We start from the raw sequence: 17,448 nt of genomic DNA on the forward strand, positions 1-17,448 counted from the left end.
ACGGCCACGAACGGTCGATCGCGTCGGCGCACCGCCGGAGCGATCGACCGTTCAGCCGCTCGGAGGAACCGGTCTCCCGGAGGGCGTCCCTCCTGCGGTACTGTCCAACCTGAGGCGCTGGTACGCGTGGGGACGCGTCGATGCAGGGGGATACATGGTGGTTCGCGCGCTGCGGTCGGTGATCGGCGACCTCCTCGCCGACCATCGCGTGCTGACCCGCGGGGACGGATGGGCGATGACCTCCGTGCTGCGGTCGATCCGTCGCGTCGCGCTGCTCGTCGCCGCCGGATGGCAGTTCGTGATGCTGCCGGTATCGTTCGCGACGCTCGGGTCCGCCGCGTGGCCGCTCGTGACCGCCCAGCTCGCGCTGGCCGCGACCGCGCTGCTCGCCCTGAGGCGGTGGATCCCCGACTTCGTGATCCCGCTCGGCATGATGGCCGTCGGACTCTGGAGCTATCTGGCCAGCGGCGACATCGATTCCGCGCTGGTGTTCGCCGCGTGCTGGGAGATCGACTTCGCCAGTTGTCTCATGGGGCTGCTGGTCCTGCACCGGGTCTCGATCGCGCTCGTCGTGCTGCCCGCCGCGGTGACGGCCGTGACGGTGCTGCTGGCGCTGCCCGGCTGGGGCGCGCAGCTCCCGACCGCGATCATCGTGACCCAGAGCTCGATCATCCTGGCGATCCGGGCCGGGCTGCCGTGGCTGCTGCGGCTCGCCGCCGACACGGACGCGGTCACCGCGCGGGCCGAGAGCGCTTCGCTGCGCACCGAGACGATCCGGCGCACGAGCGCTCGGCTCGCGGAGGAGTCGCGCACGCTGCACGACACGGCGATCAATACGCTCGGCGCGGTCGCGAACGGCGGCGCGGGCGTCGCGGACCCCGCGCGGGTGCGAGCGCAGTGCGCACGGGACATCGAGCTGCTGCGCGCGATGCGCGGTGAGCGCGCGCCGAGCGCGCCGGTGCGGCTGCGCTCCCTCTTCGACCACCTCGCACTGCCCGTGCGGCGCGAGGGGCTCGACGACCGAGCACTCGACCGGATCGAGGAGCGCCTCGGATCGGAGCGGGTGCGCGCCGTCGTCTCCTGCGTGCGGGAGGCGGCGACGAACGCGGCCAAGCACTCCGGCGCGGACCGGATCGAGATCGTGCTGGCCGAGGACTCCGAGCTCCTCCGCGTCGTGGTGCGTGATGCGGGCCGAGGATTCGACGGGACCATCCCCGAGGGGCGGGGGATCGCCTCGTCGATCCTGGCGCGGGCGGACGCGGCGGGATTCTCGGCATCGGTGGACAGCCGGCCCGGAGCCGGCACCGCGGTCGAGCTGCGCGTTCCGCTCGACTCCGCGGCGGAGGGGCGGGAGCCGACGGGCGGTGCGCCGAGTTGGCACGGGAACGATATCGAGGCATCCGTCTCGGCGCTGCACGGTCGCGCCGGCGACCTCTGGGCGCTCGGCGTCACCGCGATCAGCGTCGTGCTGACCGTCGGAGGGGGCACCAACCGGCACCTCGCGCTCGTCCCGATGCTCGGCGTCATGCTGCTCGCCTGGGCGATGTCGCGGTCGGCCTCGCTGAGACGGGCGCCCGCGCTGCTGAGCGGGATCCTGATCGCCTGCACCTGCGCGGTGTTCGTCCTGTCCGCGGCCGCGACGGACTTCGGCTCGGCGGGGGCGGTCAACTGGCAGGCGCTCGCTCCGACCGGAGCGTTCGTCCTGCTGCTCTCGCTCGGCTCGGGGCGTGCGGCGCGGATCCTCGGCGCGGCCGCGTGGATCCTGACCGCCTGCGGGGTCGCGGTGCTCGCCGGGCGCGCGTCGCCGACGGCGGCGCAGATCACCGTGATCGCCGCACTCGTCGGGCTCGGCTTCGTCGTGGTCTGGGAGACGTTCCGCGCCCGGGTCGAGCGACTCGCGGAGCGGGCCGGCCGAGCGCGGCGGAGCATGCTCGAGGCGGAGCTGCGAGCCGAGCTCGACGCCGCGGCGCAGGCCGACCACCGACGCTGGACCGATGCCGGGATCGAGACCTCGGTGGAGCTGCTGCGCGCCATCGCCGAGGGGAGCGCGACCCTGCGGACCCCGAACTCCGCCTCGCCTGCGCGGCGGAGGAGCGCTACCTGCGGCAGCTCGTGCAGCTCAGCCCCGAGCTGGTGCACCTGAGCCGGTCGCTCGTCCCGGCCATCCGGCTCGCGCGCGAGCGCGCCGTCGACTTCTCGCTGCGGATCGGTGCGACCGACACGGGCGACGAGCGGGCCGCGCGCGAGATCGCCGGCACCGTGCTCGGCGGTCTGCGCTCCGCGCCGCAGGGATCCGCGCTGTCGGTCTCGCTCTTCCCGGTCGGCGAGGCGCTGCAGCTGACGCTGATCGGCGCGGGCATCGCGCCGCAGCGGACGCTCGGGCCGGGGGAGCGCCACGAACGGCTGGGGAACCTCGAACTGCTGGAACTGAGTTACGCGCGCGACGCCGTCGCGGCGGGGAACACGGAGGAATCATGACACCCAGAGGATCCGCGGCATGCCGGGTCGCGATCGTCGAGGACCACGCGCTGCAGCGGGCCCGCACCGAGGAGCTCCTGGGGCGGGACGGCGAGTTCGAGGTGGTGTTCAGCGGCACGACCGCGCCGGAGTTCGTCGCCTGGGCCCGATCCGTGCCCCGCGAACGACGTCCCCACCTGCTGGTGCTCGACCTCATGGTGGATCGGGAGCCCAGCGTCGATGTCGAGCTCGTCGCCTCCCTGCTGGCCGCCGGCCTGCGGATCGTCGTGCTCTCGGCGCTCGCCTCGCCGCCGCTCGTACGCGGCATCGTGCGCGCCGGGGTCTCGGGCATCGTCGGCAAGCGCGACAGCGAAGCCGACATCCTCGCGGCGATCCGCGCGGTGCTGCGCGGCGACGAGTGGATGACGCCCGAACTCGCGTCGGTGATCGCCGGCGACCCCGAGCGCCCGAGCCTCAGCGTGCAGGAGGAGCGCGCCCTCGTGCTCTACGCCTCGGGGCTCACGGTCGAGCAGGTGGGCGCGGCGATGAACATCGGGCGGGAGACCGCCAAGCAGTACCTCGACCGGGTGCGCAAGAAGTACGCGTCCGCGGGGATCGCGGTGCGTTCGAAGCTCGACTTCGGCCGCATCGCCTGGGTTGAGGGCTACCTGGATCCCGGGTTTCCGGTCGCCTCCGAACCGGATCCGCCCGCCTGAGCGCGGCACGCGGATCCGGATCGAGGGTCCTGCGGGTCAGCGCGTGCGGCGCCCGCGTACGAGGAGCAGCAGCGATCCGCCCAGCAGGAGCGCGGCGACCGCGGCCACCAGCATGCCGGTCGGATCGGATCCGGCTCCGGTGTCGGCGAGCGCGCCGGATCCCGGACGAGCCGACGGGGTGGCCGGGGCGGTGCCGACGGGCGACTGGGAAGTCGGGGGTGTCGTGGTCGGGGGAGCGGTCGTGATCGCCGCGAACGCGAAGTCCTGGTCGACCACGGCTTCGCCGGCGGCGGTGATGGTCACCTGCCGGCTGGCGGCGCCGATGAGACGGTAGCCCTTCGGCGGGGTCGCGGTGATCGTGTAGTTGCCCGCGGGGAGCACGCCGAGGGCGTAGACGCCCGCGTCTCCCGACGAGAAGCTGTCGTCGGATCCCGGCCCCTTCACGTGGAGCATGACGTTCGGCAGCGGCTTGCCGTTCGCCGTCGTGCTGCCGGTGATGGAGCCGAGACGCGCGAAGCCGAAGTCGACCCCGGAGACGTCGGCGCCCGAGACGGTCTCGCTGTGCGAGACGGGGCCGTCGGCGACGGTGCCGGCGCGCGCGGTCGCCGTGACGGTGTAGTCGCCGTCGGCGAGGCCGTGGAAGGCGTACGCGCCGTCGGCGCCGGTCACCGTGCTCACGGTTCCCGACGGACCTTGGGCGGTGACGGTGATGCCCGCGGTGCCGACGCCCGCCACGGTCGCCGTGCCGCTCAGGCTCGGCAGCGCGGAGACGACGAAGTCTTCGCCGGTGATCGGTACCTCGGATCCCGGCGGGACGGTGAACGGCGGGGCATCGGTCGTGAGGCGGGTGCCCTTCGGAAGCAGGAGCTGCGGCTGGTGGGTGCCGACGGGCACCGTGTCGAAGAGGTAGCTGCCGTCGGGAGCGGTGGTGACGCTGCCGACGCCGGGGATCGTCACGGTCGCGCCGGCGATCGGTGTGCCGTCGGCGTTCTTGACCGTGCCGGAGACGGCGACGGGGACGATGTCCCGCACGACGAAGTCGACGACGGCGTCTGCGGACGACAGGTTCGCGGGCTTCGACGCGGGGCCGTCGACGATCTGCCCCGCTGCCGGCTGGGCGGTGACGGTGTAGCCGTCGGAGGCCTGGATCCCGGGGAAGCTGTAGACGCCGCCGGGCTCGGTCGTGCCGGTCGCGACGACGCCGCCGTTCGCGTCGGTCAGCGTGACGCGCACGCCGCTGCCGTCGCCCGAGGCGCCGGTGATCGTGCCCGAGACGTCCCGGGTGAGGGAGGCGAACCACGTCTGGTACACGGGGAACCCGGAGCGGCGGGTGAACGAGAAGGTGAGCGTGCTGATCGGCGCGGTCGGCTCGAACCACGCGGACGAGCCGTTCGTGTCGCTCGCCGCGGCGTTGCCCGTCAGGGTCGTGGTGGCGGCGTCCCACCCGGGCACGTCGGCGGCGTCGCCCGTGCACGAGGGCTTTCCGGCCGTTCCGGGAGCGCAGAAGTTGAATCCGCCGCGGAAGCCGAGCTGCGCGGCGGTGAGCGCGACGCCGTCGGGGCCGACCGCCCGGATCTGGAGCTGATCGGCGTCGATGTCGCCGATCACGAAGGTCCAGTTCGCGGTCGGGGTCGGCTTCGAGAAGGTGTAGGTGGTGGTCGACGGCGCGACCGCGGTGTCGGCCTTGGGGCGCAGGTTCAGGTAGGGCCGGTTCTTGCTGGACCCGTACTTCTGGCCGACCGGGGTGCCCTCCGACAGCCAGGTGCTCGCTCCCGAGACGACCCCGACCTGCCCGGAGCGGGAATCGCTCGTCGCCTCGGCCGTGATGGCCGGCGCGCCCGCGAGGGCGATGCCGGTGGTGTAGGCGCCGCCGGTCCCGGTCAATGGGTCCCAGTCCGCCCAGGCTCCGGCCGCCGCCGCGGTCGCGGGCGCTCCCGCGCCGCCGACCGCCAGTGCCGCCAACGCGATCGCTGCAAGGGACGCGCTCCAGCGTCGTCGATTCTCCCCCATGGGGTCATGGTAGGGGCAGGGGGCGCGGTGCGGAAGTCGCTCGGGCGATATTTCGTCCGCGACTACTCTTTTCCGCGCGCCGCCGTGGGACTGGGTGCGGGAACGGGAGTGCCCCGGCCCTCGGGCGAGGGCCGGGGCACTCCCGGAGGAAGCCCGGGCGAAGCACCGGGTCAGGTGGTGACCGCTTTGGGGCGGTGGGAACTCGCCGACTCGATCTGGATCTTCCGCGGCTTGGCCCGCTCGGCGATCGGGATCATCACGCTGAGCACGCCGTTGTCGTAGCTCGCGCTGATGCCCTGCGCGTCCACGTCGTCGCCGATGGTGAACCGCCGGACGTAGGAGCCGAACGGGCGTTCCTGGGCCAGCCAGCGGGAGGTGTCCCGGTTCTCCTGCGTCCGCTCCGCGCGGATGGCGAGGAGCTGACCGTCGACGTCGACGTCCACCGACCCGGGATCGACGCCCGGAAGGTCGGCGTTGAGGACGTAGCGGTCGCCTTCGCGGAAGAGGTCGACGGGCATGAGACGCGGCTGCCTGCTGGTGTCGAGGACGCTCTGCGCGAGTCGATCCAACTGGCTGAACGGATCAAACGACAGGGACATGATGGGGTGTTCTCCTTTCGTTCTCCGACGGCGCGACGGCCGTCGGTCACTGGACAGCGAATGCGTGCGGCCTGCTCCCGCCGAGCGGAGGGCTGCGGGCCCGGCTGCGGGATTCGGAGTCCGTGCGCTGTTCGGCGGGGCGCTCCGCGGCGCGCGGTGCGCAGACCGATCCCGAGGCCGGACCCGGCGGCGGTGCGGTCGCCGTGCGCCTCGGTGCCCGCAGCTCGGACACGATCGACTCGAATTCCAGGTCGAGCAGCTCGGGATCCGCGAGGACGATCTCTGCGAAGGCCCGATTCGACTCTTCGATCGGGGTGCTTGCCACCACGGAACTTCACCTCCATGCCGGTCGTTGCAAGCGGTCGAGGTGAACGTCACCGCGACCTCGAAGGATCTGGATCAGTTGGTGCATATTTTATACACCGTGATTCGAGGTAACGCAAGCGCCGAGGTAGAGTTCAGGCATGACTGCCCCACTCCGCACGCAGCCGGTCTACACCATGGCCATCGCGACCGAGCTGCTGGGCCTGCCCGCGGCGACGCTGCGCCTCTACGAGCGGAAGGGGCTCGTGGTGCCGGCCCGGACCGACGGCGGCACGAGGCGCTACAGCGCCGACGACATCGAACGGATGCGCCGGGTCGCGCAACTGCAGGTCGACGGGGTCAACCTCGCCGGAATCGGGCGGGTCATGGAGCTCGAAGACGAGAACGCGGCGCTGCGGGCGAGCATGGATCGCGCGACCGGGACCGAGCCGGGAGCCCGGTCCTGAGCGGCGCGAGCTAGGCGGAGCGTCGGGGCAGCGCGGGGAGCTGGAACAGCCCGGCCGTCGCCGCCTCGGCCGCCGCGGCGTCCCCGCCGAGCGTCGCGGACTCGAGATCGCGCAGGTGCTGCCGGCTCCGCTCGGCGTCGAACAGCTCGAGCACGCGCTGCGAGCGCACCTTGAACGCGAGTCCGTCCACCGATTCGCGGCAGAGCTTGACGAGCAGCGGGTTGCCGCACTCCCGCTCGTAGAGCTCGAAGGTGGGGAACCCGAGCCGGCGCATCTCCCGCGGGTCCTCCTCCGAGATCGCGCGCTCGAAGCCTCGGAGCTGCTCTGCGATGCGTCGAGCGACGTCCGGCGCGAGTCGCGGTACCGCGAGCCGGACCACGCCGGAGTAGAGGACGCCGAGGGTCTGCATGGCGTGCGTCGTGTCGGCGTCGGACGGGTTCGCCACCCGGGTGTACCGGTTCGGCTCCATCTCGATCAGCCCCGCTCTCGTGAGTTCGTTGAGGGCGTCCCGGATCGGGGTCCGCGAGACGCCGAGCCACTCCTGCAGCTCCCTGTCGTTCAGGTGCTCTCCCGGTTCGAGCGTGCCGTCCATGATCGCGTCGCGCAGGCGGGCTCGCACGGTGTCGCGCAGGAGGACGCGGGCGGGCGCGGCCTCGGAGGGCTTCTGGGGCACGGGCATGGGGGCTCCTTCGGGGCGGTCGGCAGCCAGTCTATGCGTCCGTTCGCCGGGCGTCGGAAGCCGCGCTTGCACGTATCCGATATAACTAGTATTCTGGTGTATGAGGACAGGTCCCCCGCCTGGCGGCATCGACGCCCCTCACGCGTTCACCCCCGGTCTCCCCCCCGGACCGTGGGTCGGCGAGCGAGAGCGGGATCCGGCGTCTGCCGGGTCCCGCTCTCTGCGTATTCCCCGTCGGGACGGCGGGTGGCGAATCCTCCCGCGCCGGGTGACGCGCTCTCGGGCCCGGGGCGACGCGGCGCGACGCTGCGATTCGGGTGATGACATACTGATATGCAGCGCGGCCAGCGCGCGTGAGGAGTGAGTATGCCGATCCCCAAGAAGCCGGACGCGGTCCAGCAGCAGCGCCCGCTGCTCAGAGACGTCGCCGCTGAGCGGATTCGCGCCGCGATCATGGACGGCACGCTGCAGCCCGGGGAGCCGCTGAACGACAAGGAGCTGCAGGAGTGGCTCGGCGTCTCGCGGACCCCGATCCGGGACGCCCTCAACGAGCTCACCCGGAGCGGGCTCGTCGAGATGGAGCCGAACCGGTACACGAGGGTCGCGCTCCTCCGCGAGGAGGAGACGCTCGAAGCGATGCAGGCCCTCGGGGTCCTCCTCGGCGGCGTGGTCCGACTCGCGCTGCCGCGCATGACGGAGGAATCGCGCATGGGGGTGCTGCGCGAGCTCGAGCAGGCGGGACTCGACCTCATCGCGAGCGACTTCGCCGCCGCCCGGGACCGCGTGTTCGCGATCTGGGAGGGGCTCGCCGCCGAGACCGGCAACGGCCAGCTCCAGCGCATGTACCGGGACGCCGTGTACGGGCTGTTCTACAAGATCCCGCCGCAGTTCTTCGTCAAGCTCTACGACGCCGAAGCGATGCGGCAGCAGCTCGCCAAGCTCGTGGTCGCCGTCCGCGACGGCGACGCGATCGCAGCCGAGCTGGCGACCGAAGCCCTCTACCAGCTGCCCGGGGAGTAACCGGACCGGTGAGCGTGCCTCCGATGCGGGGCGGTAGGTGACTTTTCAGGCGTTGCAGTAGATCGCTCGGACCGCCTGCTCCGCGGCCACGGGCGCTCGGTCCGCGACCGCTTCGACCAGCGCCCGCTGGTGCTCGAGCACCTGCGCCCGGTCGACGGTCTGCGCGAAGTGGTCGACCGGAAGGCGGAAGAAGAGCCCGGCGAACGAGTCACGGAAGACTCGGAGCAGGTGGCGGTTCCGGGCGAGCTCCGCGAGAACCGTCCAGAGCGCGTACACCTCTTCGCGGGCGCTGCGGAGCTCGCCCGCGGCATACAGGGCGCCGGTGCGTTCGAAGCGGTGCAGGACGTCGGCGTGCTCCTCCGCGCTCAGGCGTGGCAGCGCGAGCCGGATGATGCCGCCCAGGAGCACCCCGAGCGTGTGCATCGCCTCCGGGGTCTCCTCGGGGAGCGGTCTCACGACGCGGGTGAAACGATTGGCCTCCATCTCGACGAGACCGGCGCGGGCGAGCTCGTTGAGGGCGTCCCGGATCGGGGTGCGGGAGACGCCGAGCCAGTCCTGCAGCTCCCGGTCGTGCAGGGCCTCGCCGGGGCGGAAGGTGCCGTCGAGGATCGCGCTGCGGATCCGCTGTTCGGCGACGTCCCTCAGCAGCGGGCGATGCGGAATCTCATCGGACGTATGACGGGGGATCGGCACGGTGCTCCTCGAATTCGGGAAACGGATCGGGCGATGCCCGGACGCGCCGGACATCGCAGGAGACGGCAGGCGCGTCTAGAATTTCAGAGTACTAGATATTTCGGTATGTGTATACCGCGCCGCGCGGGGCGGCGGAGAATGCTCCGCCGCACCCGCGACCTAGGCCGCGAGGGGAGCGCGGCGCCGTCGGATCCGCTGCGCGGCGAGTCCCAGCGCGACCAGTGCCGTGAGCCCGCCCGCGGTCGCCCAGAAGAGGAACGAGCCCGTGCCGCCGGTCAGCGGAATCGTCGGGGCCTCCTGCTGGGCGTTCTCGATCGGGGCCGCGAACTTCGTCGCACCCGAGACCTCGATGTAGCGGGGCGCGGGGTCGAGCTTGTAGCCCGCGGGCGCCTTGGTCTCGACGAGTCGCCAGCGGCCGCTCGTGAGGCCCTCGACGTTGAACGTCCCGTTCCCGGGGTCCACGTCGCGGCCGGTGCAGGCCGCGGCGTTCGCGGCGACGCAGTCGGTCACGGCGATCGGTGCGCCGATGGGCGTGTTCCCGGCGTCGACGGGCGTGAGCGTCCACTCCGAGCCGCCGAGGCGGTGCCCCGCGTCGGTGGCGTCGACCTTCTCCCAGCCCAGGCTGTTGGTGACGAGACCGGCATCGAGGTCGAGATTGACGTTGGCGCCGGCGCCGTTCCGGATCGGGTCGGTCACCGTCACGGTGTGCGTGGCCGCGCCGAGCGCGGTCGCGTCGGAGTCGATCGTGTCGTCGCTGCCGACCTTCGAAGCGGTGAGCTGGTAGCCGGCCGGAACGCTGAGGAAGGCGACGCTCCAAGTGCCCAGAGGCACGGTGAAGCGGTAGTTGCCGTCGGCGTCGGTGGTGGTGCGGATCGGAGCGTTCGATGCATCTCGCACGGTGTTCCCGGCCGAGTCGCGGAGCTCGACCGTGACGCCGGCGACCCCGGGCTCGCCCGGGTCCTGCAGACCGTTCCGGTTGGTATCGAGCCAGACCCGGTCGCCGATCTGCCCGGCCGCGCGCCGCACCGACACCGCCGGCGCCTCGCTCGCGAGCAGGGAATCGCTCGCGCTCGGGCTGGACGCCCGGAACGCGCTCCACGCCACGTTGTTGTTCGAGACCGCGCCCGGGTTCGTGATCGCCTGATCGCTCGCGCCCGTGAGCGCGGGCGCGTTCATGCGGAAGTCGATGTTCGTCGGCGTCGCCGACGGATCCACGCGGGGCACGGTCACCTTGATCGCGCGCACGGCCCGGGGATCGAACGGGGGAGTGGTCGTCCAGCTGTTGGTGCAGCCGACGGGCAGCGCCTGGCCGGCGGTCCCGCCGAAGAGCTCGGGACGGCACGGATTGATGCTCGTCGAGTAGGACACGGTGGCGCCGGCCGGCACCGACGTCATCCCCTGGAACAGGGACGCCCACTGCGAGCCGCGCGGGGTGCCCGCGAGGGATCCGCCGATCGCGGTGTCGCCCACCCGCGGGAACAGGTCGTACACGGTGACATTGGTGAGCGGCGTGGCGTTCGGGTTCGTGATCTGCAGGCGGTAGTCGACCTGCGAGTCCGCGCCCGTGAACGTCGCGTTCGTGAGTCCGTTCGTGGTCCAGTCCGCGTCGAGGGCGCCCTTCACGAGCTTCGAGATCGACGCGCCCGCCGCCGGCAGCACCGTCCATGCGACGGTGGACTGGCCGACGAGTTCGGTGGTGTTGCCGTTGCCGTTGAGGTCCCACTTGTCACGCGGACCGCCGGTGCCGGGGTCGGTCAGGGTGCGGTTCTGGTCGAACAGCACCGCCGTCTGCGATTCGTCGCCCGTGTGGGTGCCCGGGGTCGCCGACAGGGTCGTCACGGTCTTGAGCGTGACGGTCGGCGAGGGTCGCCGTACTTCAACTGCGCGCTCGCGGGCCAGGTCCAGGTGAGGCGGGTCCGCTCCTGCCCGCCGATCACGATCTTCCCTTGCGTGAGCGTGGGCGTGCCGAGTGAGCCGAGGTTCGACCAGGACGCCGAGCCATCGACGTAGTCGATGCCCGGGGGCAGCACGTCGACCAGCTGGGGGCGCATGGGAATGTTGCCGTTCGGGCCGTTGGAGATCGCGACGCTCCACGTCGTCTCGTCGCCCGGCTTGAGACCGGTGACCGAGGTGAGGGCGCGCTTGGTGACCTGCGGGTCGGGCTGCGTCAGGTAGAAGTTCTTCTGCGCGGAGCGCTGACCTTGCAGGTTCCCCAGGACGGTCGGAGCAGTTCCTCCCGACGCATACTCTGCGTTCGAGTACTGCAACTGCAGCGTGTTCGTCATGCTCAACAGGCCGGAACTCGCGAACGCCGGGGTGGAGGTGCCGCGCAGATCGATCCAGCTGCCGTCGCCGGATGCCTGGGGGATGTCCTTCATCGTGATCCGGACGTCGGTGACGATCTCGTTCGTGGGGATATTCAGGCTGATGTCGAAGGGATTGCCTGTGCCGCTCCCGGTGAAGGGACGCACATAGACCCACATCGCGCGATCCGGTTTCCAACCCGCGGGGGCGAACCAGGAACGCTGGCGGGCGGTGGTGCCGTCCCAGGTCACCGTCTGTACCGAGGTGAGCCGGTTGGCGCGGTCTGCTGTGGCGAATTGGAAGTTCGCGGTGTCCCAGGCCGGATTCTTGCACTGGTCGGCAGGGATCGGCAGGGTGCCGGGGAAATTGTTGTCCCAGGTCGACATCGGCGGGGACTGCGCTACGCCACCGACGAGGCAGGGCAGACGGTCGTTGAAGGCGCCGGTGCGCAGCCGATTGTACTGCGGGCCGCCCACGTTAGCGTCGTACCAGCCGAGCAGGGTGTTCCAGCCGGTCTGAGTCGTCGTGTTGGTGTTCGCGATCGGGTTGACGACGGAACCCTTCTGGTTCCAGTACCGGAGGGCAGCACCGCCGGCGAGGGGCGGACCGATGAAGGCGTGGGTCTGCGAGGCGTTCGCGTTCACCGGGGTGCCGTCGATCGCGGTCGCGGTGGCGGTCGCCGTGTTCTGGAACGTGTTCGTCTGCTGCGGGTCGGCGGCCGGGGGCACGAACGCGGCCGAGGGGTACACCACGGTGAGCTCGACCGGCTGCGGCGGGTTGCTACAGCTGCTGGCGCTGGTCGGGTTCGGGATCGTCCAGGTGACCCGGCGCGTCGCAGCGTTGTAGGTGCCGCCCGCGGTGGCGGAGATGAACTGCGTGCCGACGGGGAGCTGATCGACGATGGTGAGATTGCGGTAGTCGAGCGATCCCACGTTCGCGGCGGCGGTTGCGCACGCGTACAGCCGGTAGGTGACCTGCTGGTCGGGGGCGACCTTGGCCGCGTTGTCGGGGGTGATGGTCTGCTTCGTGAGCTGTAGGGACGGTGTCGCGGTCGTGGTGATGACCTCGTCGGCCGTCGCGTTTTCGACCTGCGTGCCGGCGCCATCGTTGAAGCTGAGGGTGAGATCGCCGAGGAAGGTGGTTCCCGGGAGGGTGGTGTAGTTCGGGATCGTCCAGGCGATCGTGACCTCGCCGGTCGTGCCGGGTGCGAGGTCTTTGAGCTGGATACGAGGGAGAGTGGTGCCCGCGCCGACAACGGCGGTGACGTCGGTGTTCTCTCGCACGACGGCGTTGCCGGTGAGATTCACGCTGCCGCCTCCGGGGGACGTACCGACGGGCTTGCGCACGGCGATCTGCGGCGCGATGCAGTTCTCGGAGGTGACGTTCGAGCACTCGTAGGTGATGCGGAATACGGCCTGGCCGCCGGAATTGACGCTCGTCGTCACCGGGGCGATCTTTGCCGTCATCTTCGGCGTCGCCGCGGTAGCAGGACCCGCGACTGCGCCGGAGATCATCGCGGCGAGAGCGAGGCTCGCTGCGGCGAGGCGTCGCAGTCGGCGAGTGAACGGCCGACGGTCAGTGCTGATCGTCATGGGGTGCCTCCTGGGCCGGTTGCGGGTCGTTCGGAGTGGGGTCGTGGCGGGGTGCGCGGGCACCGTCGGAGAGTCCTTGCCGCCAGAGGTAGGTGCCGGCGAGCGCGACGCCGGCGAGCGCGAGCGGGACCCACCAGGGGAATCCCGCGTCCGCCGGCTTCCCGGCCTGTTCGAGGTCGGCCTGCGGCGTCGGGGTGATGCGTTCGCCCGTGACGAGGATGCGCTGGGTGTTGATCCCGAGCGGGGTGCAGGTGACGAGGGTCACGAGGTCCTTGCCGGGGACGGGACGCAGTGAGCCGGTGTCCTCGGGATCGATGACCTCGATCGAGGTCACCCGGTACGAGAGGGTGCGGCCGAACACCTCGAGGGTGATCCGGTCGTCCCGCACCACTTTGTCGAGATCGGTGAACATGGTGGCGTCGGCGAGGCCGCGGTGCGCGGTGATGACCGAGCGGGTGCTCGAGCCGCCGACGGGCAGGTGCGATCCCTCGAGGTGGCCGGCGCCCTTGAGGAGCGTGGCGTCGCTCGTGCCGTGGTAGATCGGCAGGTCCACGTCGATGGCGGGGATCTTGACGCGGCCCATGAGGCCGGCGGCGTCGAGCGAGAGCATCCGGTTGTAGTCGAGCCCGGAGGAGTTCTCGGCCCCGGTGCCGACGGGGACGTTGGCATTCGCGAGCAGGTCGACGCCGGCGTTGAGGGCCGCGTTGTACTGCTCAGCGAGCTTCAGCTGCTCCTCGGGCGAGGGCTTGCCGTCCTGCAGCCTGCGCTCGTAGCCGTCGATGACCTGCGCCTGGTTGACGGCGGACAGCCAGGAAGCGGTCATGGGGTAGAGGGCCGTGGCGAGTGCGACGAGCGCGATCGCGGTGATCGCGATGGTCAGCGCGCTCGGCCGCCACCGACGGCGCGCGCGCGTCGCCGCGTGCGGCTGTTCGACGGTGCTGTTCGGCATCTGGCCCCTCCCCTCGGATGACTGCGGGCGATGGTGGCGGGTGGGAGCGCCGGTGCCGGCGCTCCCACCCGGTGCGGGTTTACTCGATGCCCGCGGCCGCGGTCTTGCGGCGGCGCTGCACGAGCAGGAGGCCGGCGACGATCGCGGCTCCGGCGACGCTCGCGAGGATCAGGATGATCTGCGCCTGCGAACCGGTGAGCGGGAGGCCGGGGACGACCTGCTGCGAGTTCTCGATGTCGTAGGCAGCGGTCGTCATGGTGCCGGGCTTGATGGTGATCGGCGTGTTGGCGGCGTTGCCGATCGGGGTGACGTAGCCGGCGGGTGCCTGGACCTCGACGAGGACGTAGCAGCGCTGGGCCGCGTCGACCACGGGGTTCACGCTGTCGCTGACGAACAGGCCGGGGATCGTCACGATGCCGTCCGCGTCGGAGGTGAACTGCGTCTGGGACGTCCCGCCGACGGTCGCTGCCACCGGGCTGCCGGTGGGCTTCGCGGTGCTGCAATCGGCGGCGTAGGGGTCGGCGGCGTTGTAGACCGAGAAGATCGCGCCGCTCAGGCGGCCGGTGGTACCGGTCGTGCCCTCGGCGCGCTTCTGCACGAGGAGGTTGCCCCAGCGGGTGGTCACCTTCGGCGTGGTGATCGGGGGCTGGACGGCGGGGTCGAACCCGGGGTTGTTCAGCCACAGCTCACCCTCGTTGTCGATGACGCCGTCGCCGAGCGACGTGATGGTGGTGTCGAGGAAGACGCGGATCTCCTTGCCGGCCTGCGTGTTGGCGAAGACGGGCGGGACCGCGGTCGCGTCGGAGCCATCGTTCAGCCAGGCGAGGCCGGCCGCGGTGAAGTTGACCGTGATGGTCTGGCCGCTGCGGGTGACGGTGTAGTAACTCGCGTCGAGCGCGACGCCATCGAGCTCGACCTTTTCGACACCGTTGTTGGCGGGGTTCGCGGTTAGGCGCGAGTCCAGGGTGTCTCGGATCGCGTAGCCGGTCCAGAGCTTGTCGGCGAACGACGGGATCTTGTTCCAGATCTGGTACTTGACCTTGGAGCCGAGGCCGGTGCCGGTCTGCTCCTCGATGGTCTTGCCGACCGGGGCGCCGTTGTTCTTGGGGTAGGTGTGCACGTCGTAGACCCAGCCGCCGTCGTGGGGCAGCGGAACGGTCACGACGAACGGGGTGGCGCGGTCGAGGATGTAGTCCGGAGCGTCGGTCTCGCAGACGACGTAGGCGCCGATGGCGAGGTCGAGCTTCGCCGTGCCGCTCGCGTCGGTCTTCGGCATCGCGGTGCCGGTGCCGAGCGTGTAGCCGGTCGGGGCGGTGCACGGGGCCGTCGGAGCGAGGTCCTTGAGCTGGTCCCAGGCCGCCGGATCCTCGAGATCGATCGGGTCGCCGTCCTTGAGTAGCGGGTAGACCGTGAACTCGACGTTCGCGACGGGGTCGGTGAAGTCGCCTGCGGCCGGCGGCGCGCTCGGGTCGCCCACGGTGCTGCCGGTCTGGGTGAGGTACTTGTGCACGGTCAGCGAGCCGGTCTTGCCGAAGTCGATGTCGCCGAAGCCCTGGGGCGCGGCCGAGGCGGTGGACGCGCCGAGCAGCGCCAGGGCGCCGGCGGCCAGGGCCGCCGCGGCACCGAGGCCGAATCTGCGTTGCTGGTTCATGTTTCTCCGATGTTCGGTGCCGGCCCGCGGGGGTGGGGTCGAGGCAGGCGGGAGGGATTCGTGGAAGGAGGAATGAGCGTGACCAGGATCGGAATATCACGCCCACAGGGGACGCACAAGGAACTCTGCGCCCTGAGCGGGCGGAGCCGGTGGAACTCGTCCATTTCCCGGGGACGAGGGCCTTTGGTCTAGGTAGCGAACCTTTCCTCGTTCATCACTCTAACATACGAAATTTCAGAACACTAGAGTCTGGAAGTTTTGGGTGCGGGGCAGGCCCGGGAACCGGCACCGTGGTCCCACCGGAGCGCTGCAGTACGTACCGGAGGCCGATGCGGCGGGAGCCGCACCTCCGTAGGGTCGAAGCATGACTTCGATCCGAGTGCCGGACCGGCTGGGCCGCCTGATGACCGTGCTCGGGGCGCTCGCCCTGGCCGCGGCCCTCGGGATCATCTGGACCGCGAGGATCCTGCTGGATCGTTCGGTCTACGTGAGCGCGCTGGGCGCGGTGGAGGAACCGAGCGCGAGATGGTTCAAGTACGCGCTGATCATGATCGTGTTCGGCGGCCTGGTCACCGCGTGGAGAGCGCGAGGAGTGCGGCTGCGCCGATGGGACGCCGCGATCCTGCGTCCGTCCGCGCTGCTCGGGATCTCCTCCTTCGGCTTCTTCGTCGCGTCCCAGGAGCCGTGCACCTCCGGGTGCCCGATCCCGGTCGGCGAGACGATCCGGTGGCAGGACCTCGTCCACACCTCGTCCGCGGTGCTCGCCTTCGGCGCCGCTGCGGCGGCCATGCTCGCGGTCGCCTGCAGCGAGGTGGATCGCTCGCTGCGTCTCGTGTCGCTCGCTGCGGCGAGCGCCGTCGCGGTCGTCGCGGCGACCGGCGGGGTCTTCTCGCTCCTGGAGTTCCGCACCGATCTCGGCAGTCTGATGGAGTTCGCGGCGGCTTCGATCGGCGTGCTCTGGCTGATGTGGTTCGGGATCCGCACGCCTTCCCCCGGCATCGTCAACCCCGTTCCCCGGGAGGCCGCGACGGCCTAGCGTTCCCGCATGCGCTTCTCACCGAACTCGCCAGGAGACTCAGCGGCCGCGGTGTACTGGGCTCGCCTCGTCAATCCGACCCGCAAGGAGATCGAAGCCGTGCGGCGGAGGCACCAGCTGCATCCGCTCATCGTCGAGGATCTGCTCGGGGGCGTCAACAGCCCAAGTTCGAGCGCTTCGACGGGCACCTGTATCTCACGGTCTGGGATGTCCACCGGGACGGCTCGGGGCCGACGACGACCGATGTCGACCTCACCCTGATCCTCAGCTCCGACGTGCTGCTCGTGGTGCAGCGCGGGGCGGTCGACGAGATCCGGCCGCTCGACGCGCTCCTCGCGGAGCCCGGGCCGGTGCCGATCGATTCGCCGATCGCGGCGGCCTACCGGATCCTCGACGCGATCGTGTTCGATTTCGTGGAGCTCGGCGCGCGGATCGAGGCCGAGCTCGATGAGCTCGAAGTTGACGTCTTCGACAGCGAGGTGCGCGAAGACTACCGGCAGATCTATCGGCTGCGTCAGCATATCGGGCGGATCGACCGAGCGGTCAACGGTCTCTCCCACGTGCTCCGCGAAGCGCACCCCGATATCCAGCGCGCGACGGCGCGGCAGCCCGAGCTGCGCCCGTACTTCCGGCATCTCGAGAACGACGCCCGCGGGGTCGCCGAGCTGGCGGCGACGGAGCACGCGTCGCTCGACGCCATGGTGTCGAGCCACGAGAGCAACGTCGCGGCACGGCAGAACCAGGACATGCGGACGATCTCGGCGTTCGCTGCGCTGCTCGCGATCCCCACGGTGATCGCGGGCATCTACGGCATGAACTTCAAGAACATTCCGCTCGTGCAGTGGGACGGCGGCTGGATCGTCATCGGCGTGACCCTCGTCGTCGCCGACGTGCTGGCCTACGCGATGTTCCGCCGCCGCGGCTGGCTCGGGCCCGAACGGCCATCGCAGGAGTAGCGGGCGCTGGGCGTTC

At 70.9% G+C, this 17,448-nt stretch carries 16 protein-coding genes; 7 read left to right on the top strand and 9 right to left on the bottom strand.

The window, feature by feature from the left end; genetic code table 11:
• Window positions 1–154: 154 nt before the first annotated feature.
• The 3 genes from AB3K78_RS01045 to AB3K78_RS01055 are packed head-to-tail and all read left to right on the top strand — an operon-like array spanning window position 155 to window position 3,173.
• Window positions 155–2,143 carry a sensor histidine kinase gene (locus tag AB3K78_RS01045; RefSeq protein WP_416445391.1) on the top strand — a complete coding sequence of 663 codons (1,989 nt, stop codon included), beginning with the start codon at window positions 155–157 and terminating at the stop codon, window positions 2,141–2,143.
• Window positions 2,113–2,478: a hypothetical protein gene (locus AB3K78_RS01050; RefSeq protein ID WP_416445393.1), complete on the top strand. Its 366-nt coding sequence runs from the start codon at window positions 2,113–2,115 to the stop codon at window positions 2,476–2,478. The genes AB3K78_RS01045 and AB3K78_RS01050 overlap by 31 nt, the downstream gene beginning before the upstream one ends.
• On the top strand, window positions 2,475–3,173 hold the full coding sequence (locus AB3K78_RS01055) for a hypothetical protein (protein WP_416445395.1): 699 nt from the start codon (window positions 2,475–2,477) through the stop codon (window positions 3,171–3,173). Before AB3K78_RS01050 ends, AB3K78_RS01055 begins: the two co-directional genes overlap by 4 nt.
• Window positions 3,174–3,209: 36 nt before the next feature.
• Here the strand turns inward: AB3K78_RS01055 and AB3K78_RS01060 are convergent, their stop codons facing one another.
• The 3 genes from AB3K78_RS01060 to AB3K78_RS01070 all read right to left on the bottom strand — a co-directional run bounded on the left by AB3K78_RS01060 (window position 3,210) and on the right by AB3K78_RS01070 (window position 6,110).
• Window positions 3,210–5,183 carry an MSCRAMM family protein gene (locus AB3K78_RS01060; protein ID WP_416445397.1) on the bottom strand — a complete coding sequence of 658 codons (1,974 nt, stop codon included), beginning with the start codon at window positions 5,181–5,183 and terminating at the stop codon, window positions 3,210–3,212.
• Between the two features lie 170 nt (window positions 5,184–5,353).
• Window positions 5,354–5,782 carry an Hsp20/alpha crystallin family protein gene (locus AB3K78_RS01065; RefSeq protein WP_416445399.1) on the bottom strand — a complete coding sequence of 143 codons (429 nt, stop codon included), beginning with the start codon at window positions 5,780–5,782 and terminating at the stop codon, window positions 5,354–5,356.
• 46 nt (window positions 5,783–5,828) lie between these two features.
• Window positions 5,829–6,110, bottom strand: coding sequence for a hypothetical protein (locus AB3K78_RS01070; protein ID WP_416445401.1), 282 nt, complete (start codon window positions 6,108–6,110; stop codon window positions 5,829–5,831).
• Between the two features lie 136 nt (window positions 6,111–6,246).
• Between AB3K78_RS01070 and AB3K78_RS01075 the strand changes: the two genes are divergently transcribed.
• Window positions 6,247–6,552, top strand: a complete 306-nt coding sequence (locus tag AB3K78_RS01075) for a MerR family transcriptional regulator (RefSeq protein WP_416445403.1) — start codon at window positions 6,247–6,249, stop codon at window positions 6,550–6,552.
• A 10-nt stretch (window positions 6,553–6,562) separates the two neighbouring features.
• Here the strand turns inward: AB3K78_RS01075 and AB3K78_RS01080 are convergent, their stop codons facing one another.
• Window positions 6,563–7,231 (bottom strand): GntR family transcriptional regulator, encoded by a 669-nt coding sequence (locus tag AB3K78_RS01080; protein ID WP_416445405.1) that lies wholly within the window; start codon window positions 7,229–7,231, stop codon window positions 6,563–6,565.
• Window positions 7,232–7,597: 366 nt separating this feature from the next.
• On the opposite strand from AB3K78_RS01080, the gene AB3K78_RS01085 reads away from it, so the two are divergent.
• Window positions 7,598–8,251: a GntR family transcriptional regulator gene (locus AB3K78_RS01085; RefSeq protein ID WP_416445406.1), complete on the top strand. Its 654-nt coding sequence runs from the start codon at window positions 7,598–7,600 to the stop codon at window positions 8,249–8,251.
• Window positions 8,252–8,296: 45 nt separating this feature from the next.
• Here AB3K78_RS01085 and AB3K78_RS01090 read toward each other — a convergent pair whose 3' ends face one another.
• The 5 genes from AB3K78_RS01090 to AB3K78_RS01110 all read right to left on the bottom strand — a co-directional run bounded on the left by AB3K78_RS01090 (window position 8,297) and on the right by AB3K78_RS01110 (window position 15,440).
• Window positions 8,297–8,944 carry a GntR family transcriptional regulator gene (locus tag AB3K78_RS01090; RefSeq protein WP_416445408.1) on the bottom strand — a complete coding sequence of 216 codons (648 nt, stop codon included), beginning with the start codon at window positions 8,942–8,944 and terminating at the stop codon, window positions 8,297–8,299.
• A gap of 159 nt (window positions 8,945–9,103) precedes the next feature.
• Window positions 9,104–10,783 carry an SdrD B-like domain-containing protein gene (locus AB3K78_RS01095; protein ID WP_416445410.1) on the bottom strand — a complete coding sequence of 560 codons (1,680 nt, stop codon included), beginning with the start codon at window positions 10,781–10,783 and terminating at the stop codon, window positions 9,104–9,106.
• Window positions 10,780–12,840, bottom strand: coding sequence for a hypothetical protein (locus AB3K78_RS01100; protein WP_416445412.1), 2,061 nt, complete (start codon window positions 12,838–12,840; stop codon window positions 10,780–10,782). Before AB3K78_RS01100 ends, AB3K78_RS01095 begins: the two co-directional genes overlap by 4 nt.
• Complete coding sequence (locus AB3K78_RS01105) at window positions 12,824–13,789, bottom strand: class C sortase (RefSeq protein ID WP_416445414.1); 966 nt, start codon at window positions 13,787–13,789, stop codon at window positions 12,824–12,826. Before AB3K78_RS01105 ends, AB3K78_RS01100 begins: the two co-directional genes overlap by 17 nt.
• 79 nt (window positions 13,790–13,868) lie before the next feature.
• On the bottom strand, window positions 13,869–15,440 hold the full coding sequence (locus AB3K78_RS01110) for a SpaH/EbpB family LPXTG-anchored major pilin (protein WP_416445416.1): 1,572 nt from the start codon (window positions 15,438–15,440) through the stop codon (window positions 13,869–13,871).
• Between the two features lie 364 nt (window positions 15,441–15,804).
• On the opposite strand from AB3K78_RS01110, the gene AB3K78_RS01115 reads away from it, so the two are divergent.
• Together AB3K78_RS01115 and AB3K78_RS01120 are read left to right on the top strand one after the other, a co-directional pair.
• On the top strand, window positions 15,805–16,476 hold the full coding sequence (locus AB3K78_RS01115) for a DUF998 domain-containing protein (RefSeq protein WP_416445418.1): 672 nt from the start codon (window positions 15,805–15,807) through the stop codon (window positions 16,474–16,476).
• On the top strand, window positions 16,407–17,432 hold the full coding sequence (locus AB3K78_RS01120; protein WP_416445420.1) for a magnesium transporter CorA family protein: 1,026 nt from the start codon (window positions 16,407–16,409) through the stop codon (window positions 17,430–17,432). Before AB3K78_RS01115 ends, AB3K78_RS01120 begins: the two co-directional genes overlap by 70 nt.
• Window positions 17,433–17,448: the final 16 nt, after the last annotated feature.

It is taken from the genome of Leucobacter sp. HNU (assembly GCF_047946755.1).
In the GTDB taxonomy this organism is placed as follows: Bacteria; Actinomycetota; Actinomycetes; order Actinomycetales; family Microbacteriaceae; genus Leucobacter.